Source organism: Halorubrum sp. Hd13 (genome assembly GCF_002252755.1).
Taxonomy (GTDB): domain Archaea; phylum Halobacteriota; class Halobacteria; order Halobacteriales; family Haloferacaceae; genus Halorubrum.
The window spans coordinates 30,574-45,007 of record NZ_NHOY01000108.1 but is presented as its reverse complement, the minus strand read 5'-3'; the positions used below and the strand labels follow the sequence as shown (position 1 = coordinate 45,007).

Below are 14,434 nucleotides of genomic sequence, written 5' to 3'. Positions count from 1 at the left end.
AACGAACGCGATCTCCTCGATGTTTCTCTCAGAACTGCGTGAGAAACATCAGGTCGACGACGCAATCTTTCTCGTCGATGGTGCTCCGTGGTTACAGGCGGCCTGTCATCGTCACGGGCTCCGATTCCAACACGTTACACATGGGAATCGGAATGCCGTCGAACGTGTCTTTCGTGAAGTAAAACGACGAACAAACCAGTTCTCAAATACGTTCAGCCATGTCAAGCCGAATACCGCTGAAAATTGGCTTCAAGCGTTTGCCTTCGCATGGAATCAGCTTATCTAAACACTACCGCTCGTCGGCAAGTCGTGGAGCGATGTTCTCGAAGGCTTCGAGATGCTGATCGATGTGTTCGTCCTCGTGTTGGACCGAAATAGTCCACTGCTGGGACGCGTCATGGGGATGCGGGAGAACACCCTGGTTGAGCATCCCGAACCAGTAGTTCTCGTGGAACTCGACATCGATGTGCTCTAAATAATCTCGGTAATCCTCGACCGGTTCGTCGGTGAACAGGACCATGCCGATTGAGTTGACGTTTTCGACGCGTCCCTCGATCCCATTATCAGCCATGATCTCCTCGTACCCGTCCGCAAGTCGCTGTCCTAGTCGATTGACGTGGTCGTAGGCCTCCTCGGTGAGTACGTCGTTTAGGACGGTCTCGACAGCACGTGCGACGAGCGGGTTTCCATTGTAGGTTCCGTAGTGGGCTGTCCCGTCCTCGATGACAGACATGATCTCCTCACGGCCGCCGAAGGCACCGACTGGGAAATTCCCGCCGATGCTCTTAGCGAGCGTCACAAGGTCTGGTTCGACATCGTAGTGTTCGGCGGCACCACCAGGCGCAACTTTCACGCCCGTCTTGACCTCATCGAAAATGTATACAATCCCGTACTCGTCACAGAGCTCCCGAAGCCCCTGCAGGAAGTCGTCGTACGGTTGAGTGACCCCTTTCGCCAGAACGATCGGTTCGACGATGAGCGCGCCGATCTCGTTGACGTGGTCCTCGAGGATCGACTCGACCGCGTCGAGGTCGTTGAATGGGGCGACCTCGACGGTCTCGGCCGTTTTCGCCGGGATACCGTCGCTCTCTACGACCTTGTTCGGTCGCTTGGAATGGCCGACCTGACCCTTCGGCGGGGCCTTGCTGATGAGTACGTAGTCGTGGACGCCGTGATACGCTCCTTCGATCTTCAGGACCGTGTCTCGGCCCGAGTAGGCGCGTCCGACCCGCATCGCGTGCATCGTGCTCTCGGTCCCGCTGTTGGTGAAGCGAACCTTGTCCATCATCGACCAGCGATCCTTGATCGCGCTGGCCGCCTCTCCGAGCAACTCGTGCGGGTGAGTGAACAGCGTCCCGTCGTGCAACTGGTCGCTCGCGGCTTCAGTCACCGTCGGGTGAGCGTGGCCAACCATCGCCGCTCCGTTGTTCATATCGAAGTCGAGATATTTGTTCCCGTCGACGTCGTAGAGGTACGCTCCCTCTGCGCGGTCCACGACGAACGGATACGGATTCCACGCCCGATACGTGCTTGCGACGCCGGCGGGAACGTCCTCCTGCAGCCGTTCGAACGCCGCCTGGCTGCCCCCGGTCCGTTCGCGGTACGTTGCCTCGTAGTCGTCCCACAGGTCCATGTTGAGAGGTTGGTGCCCCATTACTTAATCGTTTGTTTATTATTCCGATTTACAATATTTGGAAAGACACAGTCTGTAAATGCGCGAAAAATTTAGATTTGGTCCGAATTAACCGCCGCGTCGCCGGCGTCGGTCGAAAGAATGTACAAGCGGGCCTGTCCTCGACGACGCGGCCGAGTCTGCGCTGTCGATCGCCGAGTACGCGTCTGGAGCCGCGCGACGCGTCCGGTCCGGGTTCGGACGCAGAACGACAGGTGAATCGGACGCAGAACGACAGGTGAAATGATTTATTGTACCGGGTTCGCAAATATTGATAATGACTGTACTCGTTCTGGACGACGAAGTCCAGCCCGAATACCGGTACCTCGGTCCCGAGATCGATCGGATCGCCGGCGACAGCGAGTATCGCGTCGCCTTGGAGGGCCCGGACGTCGACGATCCGACTCAATACGACGGGATCATTATCAGCGGGAGCACAGCCAGCGTGTACGATACTGATAATGAGGTGTTCGATCGCCAGCAACGACTCGTTCGAGAGTGTATCGACGCGTCGGTGCCGCTGCTGGGGATTTGTTTCGGCCACCAGCTTGTCAACTACGCGCTCGGCGGCGAGGTTCGAGAGGATCGACGCCGAGCGACGTTCGTGGAGATGACGGTCACGGGCGACGACCCCGTGCTCTCGGGCGTCGAGCCGATCGTCCCGGTGCTCCACTCCGATCTCGTGACCGAACTCGGTCGCGACCTTCGTACGATCGCGACGACCGACTACAGCGAGCACTTCTGTACGCGTCATGAGACCGAGCCGGTCTGGACCGTCCAGTATCATCCCGAGTTTACCGAGCGCGTCGAGGGGAACCCGAGTGACTGGTCGCGCGGCGGCCACGACTTCTCCGAGTGTACGGCCGCCAAAACCATCGAAAACTTCGTTGAGATCTGCCAGAACGGCCGGTAGATTACGGCGGAGGACGGGCGTCCGGGTCCCGGAGCGAGGAAACCCGGCGTCGCTACCGGCTGATCAGTTGGCTGATGACGATGAGCGTGATGCTGAACAGCAGCACCATCGCGCTGATCGCGTTGATGACCGGGTCCGTGCCGTGCTGGATCTTCGACCAGATGTAGATCGGCAGCGTGTTGTTCGGACCGCTGGTGAAGAACGCGATAAGGAAGTCGTCGAACGAGAGAGTGAACGCGAACAGCGCCCCGCTCACGATGCCGGGCATCAACAGCGGGAGCGTGACGCGCCGGTAGGTCTGCCACTTGGAGGCCCCGAGGTCGCGGGCCGCCTCCTCCAGCTCCGGATCGAACCCTCTGAGCCGGGCGCTCACCGTGATGACGACGAACGGGGTGACGAAGACGAGCTGCCCGAGCATCACGGTCAGCAGCGAGGTGTTCATCCCGATGACGTTGAACCAGATGAGCAGGGCGATCCCGAGGATGAGTCCGGGGATCGTCATCGGCGCGATGATGATCGCGCGGAATAGGCCCTTCCGACGGAACTGGCCGCGGACCAGTGCGATAGCGCCGAGCGTCCCGAGTATTGTCGCCGCGACGGTGACGTTCGCCGCGACTTGGAGGCTGTTGAACGTGGACTGTATGAGCCGGTTGTCGCTCAGCATCTCCGAGTACCACTGGGTCGTGAACCCGTTCCAGGGGAGCGAGGAGAACGTCCCCTGCTCGAAGGAGAACAGGATCAGGATGACGATGGGCGCAAAGAGGAACGCGAAGACGAGCACCGCCCAGACGGGGAGCCAGTAGCGCTCGGCGACGGTCGCGCCGACGCTCAGATACCGGTCCAATCGCGACTGGTTCGGGGTCTCGCCCGCCCGCTGGGCGGTGGGTTCGGTGTCGTGACTCATCGTTAGAACATCTCCTCCATGTTAGTGTAGCCCATCAGTGACCACAGCGTCCCGGCGACGACGATCATCAGGACGCTCCCGAGGGCCGCGCCCTGCGCCCAGTCCCCGCCGATGCCGAACTCGTGTGCGATTCTGGTTCCGACGAACAGCTGCCCGCCGCCGATCATCGCCGGCACGATGTACGCGCCCATGCTGAAGATGAACACGAAGATCGTCCCGCCGACGAGCCCCGGGATCGAGAGCGGGAGGATAACCCGCTTGAACACGGCTCGTCTCGTCGCGCCGAGGTCGTAGGCGGCCTCGATCAGAGTCTCGTCTATCTTCTCTAGGCTGGCGTACAGTGGGAGGATCATAAACGGCAGCCAGAGGTAGGTCAACCCGAGCCAGATAGAGAAGTTTGTGTTCAACAGCCAGCCGATCGGCTCGTTGATGACGTTTAACCAGATTAACAGCGAGTTGATGATCCCCTCCGACCCGAGGATGATCTGCCAGCCGTACACCCGAACGATGTAGTTGGTCCAGAACGGGATCATCACCAGGATCAAGAGCTGATTTTTGAACCGGCCGCCGTGTCGCGCGATGTAGTAGGCGAAGGGGTACGCGACGACCGCCGCGGTGAATGTCGTCAGCATGGATAGGAACACCGTGTTCTTGATCGCCTCTATGTTCGCGGCCCCCGAGAACACCTCGACGTAGTTCTGCAGCGAGAGCTCGTGAACCAGCTGTAAGTTCTCCATCTGAATCACGGCGATGTAGAACATGATCAAGATCGGTCCGAGGAAAAGCAGCATCTCCAATAGCAGTATCGGACCGCCGGTGACGAGGAACGTGTCCGAGATAGGTATCCGGTTAGTTATCGTCCGAACTTTACTATTTATTTTGTCTGTGATCTCTACCATGGCCACACCTTACTGAACTCCACCCGATATATGTTCCGGTCCACCCCGTCCTCGTTCAGAAGTTTCGTACACCGCTCCTAACCGTCGATGAACGTCGCCGCGAGTCGGCCAGAACGGTTCGCGATACCGGGACGGAAAGAGGTCGAAAGGAAACCGGTGTGAGATATGAATTAATAATCTCCAATCCTATCGGATAGTGTCGTACAATTCCAAGCAAATATGTACTATATGCGGAAATACTATAACCCCTGGCTCTCCATGCCTCCATGGAACAGATATGACGGACGAGAAACCGAAAACGAAACGCACGGCAGGACACGGTCACACAGGATTTTCCCGGCGTCGCTTTGTGCAGGCGTCAGGCGCGGTCGGGACGGCGGCGCTGGCGGGGTGTTTCTCCAGCGGCGGGAGCGCCACGGAGATCAACGTCCTGACTTGGGAAGGATACGGGACCGACACCATCGTTGACAAGTTCGAAGAGGAGAACGACGCGACGGTCAGCATCAGCCTCGTCTCCAGCGACTCCGAGGCGCTGAACAACCTCCAGAGCGGCGGGACGGAGGACTACGACCTCCTGACGGTCAACAACACGTGGGCCCAGCGCCACGCGGAGGCGGGGACGATCGAACCCCTCAACTCGGACGACTTCTCGGCGATGAGTAACTTCATCCCGCGGTTCCAGTGGCCGTTCTCGTCGTTCGAGTACGATGACGAGATGTACGCGCTCCCGACGCGGTGGGGCTGGGACACGCTGACGGTCAACACTGACGAGGTCGAAGCGGACCACTACCAGTCCTACGACGTCCTCTGGACGGGTGGCCCCGACGGCCAGTACTCCGGCAAGATGGGCATCATGGACTGGCCGACCTGGAACATCCCGAAGATCGCATTAACGCTCGGGTACGACCCCTTCGAACAGAGCGACGAGGAGCTGAGCGACATCGAGGACCACCTCGTCCAGATGTTCAACCAGTTCGAGGCCATCTACAGCGGGACCAGCGCCATCCGGCAGGCGTTCAACCAGAACGACATCGTCATGTCTCCTGTCGGGAACTTCACGATGTCCGAGCTGCGAGCCGGCGGCGCCGACTGGGTCAGCGTCGTGCTGCCCGAGGAGGGCGGGATGCAGTGGACCGAGGGGATGTGTATGGTCAAAAATCCGACCGACCGAGAACTGGCCAAAGAGTTCATGAGGACCGTTGTCAGCCCCGAAGGACAGAAGAGCATCTCTTGGGAGCCGGCCGCCAAGAGTCCCCCGGTCAACACCGAGTCCTTCGACATGTTCAGCGCCGAGGAGCAGTCTGCGCTGATGTTCTCCGAGGACGGATTCGACGCCGCCGAAGAGATCGCCGCACAGACCACGCCCTACGAGTTCTCCGATATGACCGAGGACTGGACGAACATGTGGGAACGGGCGAAATCGCAAAGTGATATGTAGACGTGTAACCGTATGAGAGAAATGGATATCTACAAATGACGGTGAGCGAGAGCAACAACACGCAGGATTCGGGGACTAAACGGACGGAATCCGATAGAACCGGATCGGAGGGCGACTTCAAGCGAGGATCGGTCCACTTGCAGAACCTCCGGAAGGAGTTCGGGGACCTCGTCGCCGTCGACGGCGTGAACCTCAAGATTGAATCGGGCGAGTTCCTGACGCTACTCGGGCCGTCAGGGTGTGGAAAGTCCACGACGTTGCGGATGATCAGCGGGCTCGAGACACCGACTGATGGAGACGTGGCCATCAGTGGGAAGCGCGTAACCGCGCAGTCCGCGAACAGCCGCGACACGTCGATGGTGTTCCAGGAGTGGGCCCTGTTTCCGCACATGACTGTCGGTGAGAACATCTCGTTCGGACTAGAGATGGACGGTGTCCCCGAGGACGAACGTGAGACCAGGATCGCAGACGCTCTGGAGATGGTCGAACTCTCGGGGTACGAAGACCGCCAAGCAACAGAGCTGTCGGGCGGACAGAAACAGCGCGTCGCGATGGCCCGAGCCGTCGTCCGTGAACCCGACGTGCTCCTCCTCGACGAACCGCTCGCGAGCCTCGACCGGAAGCTTAGACAGCACATGCAGGTCGAGCTCAAAGATATCCAAGAGGAACTCGGGATCACGTTCATCTACGTCACCCACGACCAGGAAGAGGCGCTAACGATGTCCGACCGTATCGCCGTGATGAACGACGGACAGATTGAGCAGATCGGGCCGGTTGACGAACTGTACACGTCGCCGGAGACACAGTTTGTCGCCACCTTCATCGGGGAAACGAACCTCTTCGAGGGAACTATCTCCAACGACGGAATGTCACTTCAGACCGATGACGGTCGGTTCACAGTCTCAATCCCGCATAGTGCCGACGACAGTGGGCGGTCCGCCGCCGTGTCGGTTCGACCGGAGGAAGTTGTCCTCAAACCGTACGATGACTCGAGCGGATACGCCAACGAATGGACTGGGACCATCCTCGACACGATTTACAAAGGATCGCTGAAGCTGTATCGGATCGACGTCAACGGCAAACACTTCGAGGTCGAGCGCCAGATCAACGAGGAAACAACAAACTTCGCAGAGGACGATGAGGTAACCGTCAGCTTCCCGACAGAGGCGTGTAGAATTATCCTCGACTGATCCGGTCTCGTATCCTCTCACCTACTTCTCCGCGAACTGCCGTTCGAGGAGGGTCACGAGTGCGCTGGCCGCGAGGATTTGAGTCGACATTGTCGGGTCATACTCCGGCGAGACCTCCATGAGATCAACGGCCGCAATATCCGGGTGCGTGCCCGCGATTTCCATTATCTTTAGCGCCTGATGCGCCGAAAGCCCGTCGGGTTCCGGCGTTCCGGTCCCCGGCGCGACGCTCGGGTCGACTGAGTCGATATCGAAGGTGAGGTAGACGGCGTCTGTTTCCGCCGCGGCCGCCTCGATGGCGTCAGTGACGACATCGGCGACGCCGCGCTCGCGGACCTCGCGTTGGGTAAAAACAGAGAGGCCGACGTCGTCGACGAACTCGAAGAAGTCGGGGCCCTCGTATCCCCGAATGCCGACCTGACTGATCGCGTCGTACTCGCACCACTCCGACTCGGCGATCAGGCGTGTGCTTGACCCGTGATAGTGCTCCCCGAACACCGGGCTCTCAGTGACGGTGTCGCTGTGGGCGTCGATCTGAACGAGTCCGACCGAGTCCGCGTCGATCGTACGCGCGACACCGAGGAACGACGGGTAAGTACAGTAGTGATCGCCGCCGAGTATCACCGGAAACGCCTGCTCGGCGATCGATGAAACACGGGATTCGATACGCTCCGCGGTGCGCTCTCGGTCCATCGGTAAGACCGGGACATCGCCACAGTCCGCCACGCGGAGATCGGAGAAGTCGACCTGCGCCCGGGTATTCACGTTCGTGAGGCCGCCCTTGTACTCGGAGAGGTACGCCCACCAAGCGCTGGCTCTGCGTATCGCTCTCGGCCCGTAGCGCGCGCCCGGTCGATTGCTCAGTGCGCCGTCGTAGGGCACTCCCAAGACCCCGACATCAAACCCCTCCAGATCCGTCACGTCTCGGCTGTCGCCTTTCAGGAACGTATCACGTCCCGTGTACGCGAGTTCAATCTCGGCGTCCCTATCCACGGACATCTGCTCTTCGAATTGGGTGCCGTCTCTGTTCTTCGTCATGTGTTTCCGCTCATGTCATGTTCATCAGTCATAATAACCCACTGAACGTGTAATATCTACTGCCAAGCACAGTATTTGTATTTTTATCATATACTATTTCGTTATATGAACGAGGTTCAATAGTGACGGACCGAAGCCGAACGGTCTGTGTCGCTACTGTTCTTTCGTATACCGGTCAGACACCAATGGAACGCTGCCCGTACTCCTCTGGGAGCGCGTCTTCTGGGACGAGGCCGTCTTTCCAGCCACGCACTTCGTAATACTCGTCGAGTGCGGCCTCGAAGTCCGGGAGGTCGTACGGCAGCTTGTCGTCGTCGCGGTCGAAGCCACGCTGATTGTTGAAGTGTCGTTCTAATGTAACTGTCCTGGAACCGACTTCCAGCAGATCCTCATAGTCGACGCCGAACAGCGCTTCGTAGCGCTCGGGACTCATGTAGCTCCGGGAAAACTTGCAGATGACGCCGCTATCGTTGAACGCCATGAGGTCCTCGCGGTCAACGAGAGTCTCGGATTTCCCGATGGTTCCTTCGGGTTCGAGCGCCTCATCCGGTTCAACGAAGGGGTACTCGACCGAGTAGAACGTCGAATACATATGATCGGCGCCGCGGTTCGCGGTCGCGTATGATAGCCCCTGTCCGTTGAGGACCCGTCCCTCGTGGGCGGCAAAGTCCATTCCCTTGACTGACCAGTTTTCGACGCCAATCTCCTCATGGAAGCGGTCAATCCCCTCTGCGAGTGTGTCGCCAATTCCTTCGCGGTGAGCGATTTTTTTGACTGTGTCGTGGATCAGCTCGGTGTTTCCGAACTCGTCCTCGGCAGCGAGATAGGCCGCTACCGAGTTACCTGCTGAGATGGCGTCCATGCCGTAGCGGTCACATTGCTCGTTAGACTTCATGACTTCAACGATGTCATCGACGCCGGAGTTGGACCCGAAAGCCATCGCGACTTCGAACTCTGGCCCTTCGGTCTCGACACCGGCCGCCTCATCTTTTGTCGGCAACTTGCAGGCGAAGGCACAGGCCGAACAGGTCCCTTTCTTGTACTTCTTGTCGGCGACTGCCGCACCGTTGATGCCCTCGACGCCCTCGAACTGCTGTTCGGAAAAGTAGTAAGATGGCAGACCGTTTACCTCGTTTGCCAAATCCATGGCTGCCACCGTCCCCTGCTCTTTCATGATGTCGTCCGCAGTCGCGGCCTCTCGGTGAATCTCCGCTTGAGTTGCGGGGATGTTAATCTCTGGAGCACTGTCCCCGCCGAAGGTCACGGCCTTGATTCCCTTCGCGCCCATGACAGCACCGAGTCCACCGCGCCCGAAGGCGCGCTCTTCTGAAGTCATGATCGAGGCGAATCGCACCTTATTCTCGCCCGCAGGACCTATTACAGCCGTCTGATCGCTCGTGATGCCCCGCTGGGATTCAAAATACTCGACCGTCTCTGGGACGGTCGCGCCGGTGAGGTGATCGACTTCCTCGAACTCGACGCCATCGTCGCGGACGTGAACAGCGACCAACTCCTCGCTCGCCCCGGTGAGTTCGACGGCGCCGTACCCCGTATCAGCGAAGTTCCGGGACATGAAGCCACCCGCGTTGCTCGACAACAACCCGTCGGTCAGTGGCGAAACCCCGGTGCAGTTCATCCGGCCGGTGAAACTCATGTTCGACGTCTGCATCGGTCCCGTGGTGAACACGAGTCGGTTCTCGGGACCGAGTGGGTCAACATCAAACGGGATCCGTTCGTGTGCCACGCGGGTCCCGACTCCTCGTCCCCCGACGTACCGCTCTTGAATCGATCCAATCGAAGTCTTACTGGTTTCATGACTGTCTACGTCGATGGTGAGCATTGGCCCCCGGCTACACAACATGTTCGTTCGATGTCTCGGTAAGCTAATAAATATTGCTTACTATCCACTAGAAACTGCCTAGATCGGATACCAGTCAATATTTTATGTATTTATCGAACGAAGCTGGCGCGCTCCAACTCAGAGTGTTCATTGGTATCAGCTCTCTATCCCGTCGTTTCGTATAAACGAGATTCAAATCTCCCCCAAAACCTAGATACAGTCCAACATATAAACAAGATTTAATACTGACGACACTCGATACAATTTAAACTCGTGGACGTAGTGGGGAACACGGGATTACTCACCATGGACCGAAAGGATATTCAGATTCTCAAAACGGCGTTGTCAGAAGGAACCACTAGCCCCGGAGAGATACACAAATACACAAGCATTCCCAAATCAACAGTCCACTATCGACTTAACCAACTACGGGAACGGGGAGTCATCAAAAACGACTTGTTTGACATTGATCTCTCCAAGTTGGGACTCTCGCTCACGATTATCAGCGAGGTCTACGCGGAGTTCGACGAGGGGTACCACGATATTGTCGGCGAGAAACTCGCGAACGTTGAGGGTATTAATCAGGTGTACTTTACTATGGGCGATACGGACTTCATCGTCATCGGGCACGTTACGGACCGTGCGATGGTTGAGTCAGTCGTTGACTCTTACGAGGCTATCGACCAGATCCAGCGAACCAGCTCGAAGTTCGTCATTTCGACGGTGAAGAACGAACGACACCCGATAAACGACTTCGAACAGGACACACTCGTCGAAGCGCTCACCCAAGAGCAATCGGCTAATCCGATCTGACGGACTGCGTTTGGTGTAGTATTGCCAACGTTCACGTTGAATATGAGTGTACCCAATGGACTACGTGCCAGTATCGGTTATCTGAATTATTGAATGGTATTCAAGCTAGCTGGCAAAAGTATGGATATAATCCGTTTTTTGTCATAAAAATCGGATAAACATCAAATATAAATGCTCTCGGAAAATTCGCAAAATATGGTAACAAGCCCACCAATCGACGAAATACACTTTTCCATGGAGCCAGACGTGGGGACGGTTCCCGGGCCAGAATCGAAACGGTTACTGAAGCGACAGCGGGAGATCGACAGCAACGCAGTCGCATACCCGCGTCGCATACCGGTCGCGCTTGAAGAGGCCAAAGGAGCGACCATCAGGGACGTCGACGGAAACACGTTCTTGGACTTCTTTGCTGGAATCGGCGTGCTGAACGTCGGGCACTCTAACCCATACGTCCTCGAAGGGGTCCAAGACCAACTCGAGAAGCTCACCCATACCGTGGACTTCCCGACCACGGCCCGGATTGAATTTATTGAACGGCTCAACGATATCGCACCCAACGGTCTCGGCGGAAACAGCAAGATTATTTTCGGTGGACCAAGCGGCAGCGACGCGATTGAGGGATCAATCAAGCTCGCCAAACATAATACTGGCCGCCACGGCTTGCTCGCCTTCGAGGGGTCGTATCACGGTACGACGGCCGGCGCACTCAGCCTTACCGCAGGAAAGGCATATAAAACGGGGTACGGTCCACTGTTAGCTGACGCCGTCCACGTCCCCTTCCCGAATCCGACCGAGTCGGGGCCGACCGGCGATGTGGAGCCGTTCTGTCCCGCAGCTGACTGCTGTCAAGCCGGCCCCTGTGCCCGTGCGCTCGACGCTGTACAACGAAAATTCGAGAGCCCGTACGGCGGACACGAATCGCCCGCAGGGATCTGGGTTGAGCCGATCCAAGGCGAAGGTGGCGTCGTCGTTCCGCACGAGGGATTCCTAAATGGACTTCGCGATATCGCGGACGACAACGACGCGTTACTTATTTTCGATGAGATTCAGACTGGGTTCGGTCGCACCGGCGAGTGGTTCGCGGCCGAGCACTGGGGTGTGACGCCGGACGCGATGACGATGGCGAAGGGGATCGGCGGCTCTGGGCTCCCCATCGGTGCGATGATGTACCACGAACAGTACGACACGTGGGGGGCGGGCGGTCATGTGGGTACGTTCCGCGGTAACGTCCCCGCATTTGTCGGCGGGACGCGCGCGATCGAATACATCGAGTCGCACGACCTCCTCGATCACGCGACGGACGTCGGGGAATACATCCGATCGCGGTTCCGCGAACTCGCCGAGGACGTCGATGAGGTCGTCGACGTCCGTGGCAAAGGACAGTTCACCGGCGTCGAGTTCGAAGTGGACGGCGAACCCTCGAAATCACTCGTCGAGTCGATCCAACGCGAGTGTTACCACAGAGGCGTTCTTGTCTGGTACGCCGGGCGTCACAAAAGCGTGCTTCGCCTGCTCCCACCGCTCGTGCTGACGCAGCGTCAGGCAACCGTCGGTATGAACATCATCACCGAATCGATCCGTGATGTCCTCGCGGACCACGAAAGCTGAAGTCAGCCAGCACCCGATGATGCGTGTATTTCCCCTAACAACGGACACGTGGAGAGAGTATTAGGTACCGTGATCACTCATTAATCTCTGGAACTGTTCTTCCGTGTTGACCGGCCTTCTGTACTTGCATTCCACTGATTTACGTTCCGGCCTCTGCCAGCAGTCGTAGCGATTCTCGCTGATATCTTCTGAAACGATTCGCATCGTCACACCGAGTTCATCAGCGGCGGCAGTCAACTGATCGACGAGGTGTATAGGGAACACGCATTCGTCTTTAGTTAAGACACACACCTCGGTTGCGTTGCGGTAGCGAGCGTTTCCCGAAGGATCGGCCGTTGCTGATGGATCTTTTGAGCGTCTTCGATCAACCGGTTAAGCAGTGGCTGTGGGGTGTATCCCAAGAACGCACCGAGTTCGAGAGAATGATCTGGGCGTGCGACCGGACGGTCACCGCCCAGCGTTCTGGTGGGAAGACGACCTCATCATCTGCTACCTCGGTGACTAACCCTAGCAAATCACGGCTTATGAGCAGTGAGAGCAACGCTTCGTACACTGGAATTTCAACAACCGCTGGGTCAGCCGTGTCGAACTCATCTAGTTCGTATTGCGTCTTGAGTTCACGAAACAGCAGCTCTACCTCCCACCGGCACCGATACAGGGTTGCTAGATCCGACGGGAGAAGCTCTTCTCGTGGGAGGTTCGTGATGTACGGGTGATACTCGTCGGCGTCCTCGTTGCGGACGCCGACGACGCGGAATCGCCTCGTATCTAACGAGCGGGTGCCGTTGTACGGTTCCAGTTTGAACTCTACGTCCACTTCTACGTCGATACACGTGCGGTAGAGATCGTCTACAACGTTGTGGATCTGCTTTCCCTCCAAGCGAATGGCGTCGCCACGGTATTCGCGGAGTTCCTCTGTTATCACCGGGTTTGCGTTCTGTTTCAGTCGGCTGACGAAGTAGCCGTCATTCTCGCAGATCCGTGCCAACCGGCGGTGCCCGAAATCCGCCAAATCAAAGGGTATGAGCCGTCCTTGCAGCCTCGACCCGGTCTTGAACACGAGACGGCGCTTCGTAACCGAGTTGTGTCGCGTACTGTCCGTGAACTCCGAAGCCACTACCTGTTCGATTTCTGCTCCTGATTGGGGTGATCCGAAATGAACACGCTCGTGTCGTCCGGGACGTCGTCGGTCACCCAGGCGTTCGCACCGATGCTCACGTGGTCGCCGATTTCTATCGTCCCGAGTACGTTGCTTCCGGCACCGATGACGACGTGATCGCCGATGTCGGGATGACGCTTATAATCTTTCGCCAGCATGTGGTCCTCACCCTCTTCCTCCTCGAAGTGGAGTGCGCCGAGAGTGACGTTCTGGTAGATCCGGACCCAGTCGCCGACCGTCGCTGTCTCGCCGATGACGACCCCGGTCCCGTGGTCGATGAAAAAATACTCACCGATCTCCGCACCTGGATGGATGTCGATGCCCGTCTCGACCTTCGAGTACTCGGCGAGTTCGCGAGCGTACTCGAAGCTGTCCTCCTCGTAGAGGATGTGCGCCACCCTGTGGGTCATGATCGCGTGGAATCCGGGATACGACCGGATGATCTCACAGTTGCTCTTTGCTGCGGGATCGCCCTTATACGCGGCCTCGACATCCTTTTCGAGGGTCCGTCGAATCGCCGGCAACCGGTCGAGCGTCCGTTCGACGATCGCGGTCAAATCGTCTGCGTCACGATCCGAATAGGCCGTGATACCCGTGTGTATGCAGCTGCCGAGCTCGGTCAGGCGGGCACGAGTTTCGTCGGGATCGTCCAGCAGCTCCGTCGCGTTCCAGCATCGGGGAAACAGGAGCTGTTTGAGGAGAGGTGGTTCATCACGCAGAGAATCGCGGGGAGGATAGACCCGCGAGGTGTCACTCGGGAGGGACGATTCGCCTGCTCGATAGGACTCGACGAGGTCTTCGTGGACGTCGCCGGTGTACTCGTACGCCATCTGTTGGTGTTGAGGCTGGCGAGTAAAGTTAGTTCTTCCACTTCGCACGTGTCTGTTGATCTAGGGGCCTGACAATCGAGTTAGCACTGTACTGGAAGTCTATCGATATGTGATCCCTCTGTACTTGTTA

At 58.0% G+C, this 14,434-nt stretch carries 11 protein-coding genes and 2 pseudogenes; 6 read left to right on the top strand and 7 right to left on the bottom strand.

Annotated features, from left to right (window positions below):
• Positions 1-286, top strand: a pseudogene (locus DJ81_RS14940) (IS6 family transposase); the annotation flags it as partial.
• A gap of 3 nt (positions 287-289) precedes the next feature.
• On the opposite strand, the gene DJ81_RS14935 reads toward DJ81_RS14940, so the two are convergent.
• Positions 290-1,633 (bottom strand): aspartate aminotransferase family protein, encoded by a 1,344-nt coding sequence (locus DJ81_RS14935; RefSeq protein ID WP_094590378.1) that lies wholly within the window; start codon positions 1,631-1,633, stop codon positions 290-292.
• 316 nt (positions 1,634-1,949) lie between these two features.
• Between DJ81_RS14935 and DJ81_RS14930 the strand changes: the two genes are divergently transcribed.
• Positions 1,950-2,585 carry a type 1 glutamine amidotransferase gene (locus DJ81_RS14930; RefSeq protein WP_094527775.1) on the top strand — a complete coding sequence of 212 codons (636 nt, stop codon included), beginning with the start codon at positions 1,950-1,952 and terminating at the stop codon, positions 2,583-2,585.
• Positions 2,586-2,637: 52 nt separating this feature from the next.
• Here DJ81_RS14930 and DJ81_RS14925 read toward each other — a convergent pair whose 3' ends face one another.
• Together DJ81_RS14925 and DJ81_RS14920 are read right to left on the bottom strand one after the other, a co-directional pair.
• Entirely contained in the window at positions 2,638-3,489 is an 852-nt protein-coding gene (locus DJ81_RS14925; protein ID WP_094527776.1) for an ABC transporter permease, read from the bottom strand.
• Positions 3,490-3,491: 2 nt separating this feature from the next.
• Positions 3,492-4,388, bottom strand: coding sequence for an ABC transporter permease (locus DJ81_RS14920; protein WP_094527777.1), 897 nt, complete (start codon positions 4,386-4,388; stop codon positions 3,492-3,494).
• Between the two features lie 349 nt (positions 4,389-4,737).
• Between DJ81_RS14920 and DJ81_RS14915 the strand changes: the two genes are divergently transcribed.
• Together DJ81_RS14915 and DJ81_RS14910 are read left to right on the top strand one after the other, a co-directional pair.
• Positions 4,738-5,826 carry a PotD/PotF family extracellular solute-binding protein gene (locus DJ81_RS14915; protein WP_170938342.1) on the top strand — a complete coding sequence of 363 codons (1,089 nt, stop codon included), beginning with the start codon at positions 4,738-4,740 and terminating at the stop codon, positions 5,824-5,826.
• Between the two features lie 41 nt (positions 5,827-5,867).
• Positions 5,868-7,016, top strand: a complete 1,149-nt coding sequence (locus DJ81_RS14910; protein ID WP_212589844.1) for an ABC transporter ATP-binding protein — start codon at positions 5,868-5,870, stop codon at positions 7,014-7,016.
• 21 nt (positions 7,017-7,037) lie between these two features.
• Here DJ81_RS14910 and DJ81_RS14905 read toward each other — a convergent pair whose 3' ends face one another.
• Together DJ81_RS14905 and DJ81_RS14900 are read right to left on the bottom strand one after the other, a co-directional pair.
• A complete protein-coding gene (locus DJ81_RS14905; RefSeq protein ID WP_094527780.1) occupies positions 7,038-8,054 on the bottom strand; it encodes an agmatinase family protein in 1,017 nt (338 codons plus the stop codon).
• 175 nt (positions 8,055-8,229) lie between these two features.
• Positions 8,230-9,915: an aldehyde ferredoxin oxidoreductase family protein gene (locus DJ81_RS14900; RefSeq protein ID WP_094590375.1), complete on the bottom strand. Its 1,686-nt coding sequence runs from the start codon at positions 9,913-9,915 to the stop codon at positions 8,230-8,232.
• A gap of 285 nt (positions 9,916-10,200) precedes the next feature.
• Here DJ81_RS14900 and DJ81_RS14895 point away from each other — a divergent pair, with 285 nt between their 5' ends.
• Positions 10,201-10,707 carry an Lrp/AsnC family transcriptional regulator gene (locus DJ81_RS14895; protein WP_094527787.1) on the top strand — a complete coding sequence of 169 codons (507 nt, stop codon included), beginning with the start codon at positions 10,201-10,203 and terminating at the stop codon, positions 10,705-10,707.
• 195 nt (positions 10,708-10,902) lie between these two features.
• Positions 10,903-12,315: an aspartate aminotransferase family protein gene (locus tag DJ81_RS14890; RefSeq protein ID WP_094590373.1), complete on the top strand. Its 1,413-nt coding sequence runs from the start codon at positions 10,903-10,905 to the stop codon at positions 12,313-12,315.
• A gap of 278 nt (positions 12,316-12,593) precedes the next feature.
• Here the strand turns inward: DJ81_RS14890 and DJ81_RS14885 are convergent.
• Positions 12,594-13,489, bottom strand: a pseudogene (locus DJ81_RS14885) (IS4 family transposase); the annotation flags it as partial.
• On the bottom strand, positions 13,432-14,304 hold the full coding sequence (gene epsC / locus DJ81_RS14880; protein WP_094590371.1) for a serine O-acetyltransferase EpsC: 873 nt from the start codon (positions 14,302-14,304) through the stop codon (positions 13,432-13,434). The pseudogene DJ81_RS14885 and the gene epsC, both read right to left, overlap by 58 nt.
• Positions 14,305-14,434: the final 130 nt, after the last annotated feature.

What these genes read in the sequence shown, in the direction of transcription:
- DJ81_RS14935 (WP_094590378.1), bottom strand. Translation starts at nt 1,633, where the DNA reads ATGGACCTGTGGGACGACTACGAGGCAACGTACCGCGAACGGACCGGG.
- DJ81_RS14930 (WP_094527775.1), top strand. Translation starts at nt 1,950, where the DNA reads ATGACTGTACTCGTTCTGGACGACGAAGTCCAGCCCGAATACCGGTAC.
- DJ81_RS14925 (WP_094527776.1), bottom strand. Translation starts at nt 3,489, where the DNA reads ATGAGTCACGACACCGAACCCACCGCCCAGCGGGCGGGCGAGACCCCG.
- DJ81_RS14920 (WP_094527777.1), bottom strand. Translation starts at nt 4,388, where the DNA reads ATGGTAGAGATCACAGACAAAATAAATAGTAAAGTTCGGACGATAACT.
- DJ81_RS14905 (WP_094527780.1), bottom strand. Translation starts at nt 8,054, where the DNA reads ATGACGAAGAACAGAGACGGCACCCAATTCGAAGAGCAGATGTCCGTG.
- DJ81_RS14900 (WP_094590375.1), bottom strand. Translation starts at nt 9,915, where the DNA reads ATGTTGTGTAGCCGGGGGCCAATGCTCACCATCGACGTAGACAGTCAT.
- DJ81_RS14895 (WP_094527787.1), top strand. Translation starts at nt 10,201, where the DNA reads ATGGACCGAAAGGATATTCAGATTCTCAAAACGGCGTTGTCAGAAGGA.
- DJ81_RS14890 (WP_094590373.1), top strand. Translation starts at nt 10,903, where the DNA reads ATGGTAACAAGCCCACCAATCGACGAAATACACTTTTCCATGGAGCCA.
- epsC (WP_094590371.1), bottom strand. Translation starts at nt 14,304, where the DNA reads ATGGCGTACGAGTACACCGGCGACGTCCACGAAGACCTCGTCGAGTCC.